This window comes from Halobellus sp. Atlit-38R, assembly GCF_003665925.1.
Lineage (GTDB): Archaea > Halobacteriota > Halobacteria > Halobacteriales > Haloferacaceae > Haloquadratum > Haloquadratum inordinatus.
Map to the genome: position 1 here is coordinate 1 of NZ_QXIJ01000123.1, position 618 is coordinate 618.

2 protein-coding genes are annotated in these 618 nt (G+C 70.9%); both read right to left on the minus strand.

Going from position 1 to position 618, the window contains the following annotated elements; all coding sequences use genetic code 11:
• Positions 1-311, minus strand: a 311-nt coding sequence (locus D3D02_RS18450) for a DUF6276 family protein (protein WP_121571335.1), incomplete at its 3' end; no start/stop codon positions are given.
• 104 nt (positions 312-415) lie between these two features.
• Positions 416-618, minus strand: a 203-nt coding sequence (locus D3D02_RS18455; protein WP_304999802.1) for a V-type ATP synthase subunit D, incomplete at its 5' end; no start/stop codon positions are given.

Genomic DNA, 618 nt, shown 5'->3' on the forward strand with positions numbered 1-618 from the left:
GCGAACACGTCCGCGCCCGCCCCCTCGGCGTGACGGACCAGGGCCTCGATCGACGCGCGGTTCGTGGCGAACGACTCCAGCTTCCCGCAGCAGAGCGCCAGGGCGATCCCGGCCTCGCCGGACGGGAAGGCGGGGTCGACGCGGGCGAGGTCGGGGTCGTCGGTCGCCGCGTCCGCGACGCCCGCCTCGTCGGCCGCGGCGACGCGCAGACACCGCGTACAGATCGCCGCCGGATCGGCGGGGGTGTGTTCGCGGAGCGCCGACGGCACTGCGAAGGTGACGGCCTCGGCGTCGCAGTGTGGACAGGACACGCCCGTCGCTACGAGCGGGGCGGGCTAAAAGCCGACGGCGGGAAAACGAGCGGCGACCGGCGCGGAAGCGGTGATGGCGATTCGAGAGCGGCGCCGCGAGGGCGTCAGTCGGCGGGCTCGGGCTCTTCGGTCTCCGCGGCCGCGACCTCCGCGGTCGCCTCCTCGGCCTCCGCCCGCTCTTCTTCCTCCTTCTTCGCTTTGATCTTCTTCATGCGGAAGATCTCCTCGCGCTCCTGTTCTTCGAGCTTCTGCTCGATGTACTCCTGGTTCTCGTAGAGTTCCGGCAGGAGTTTGAACTCGAGCGCGT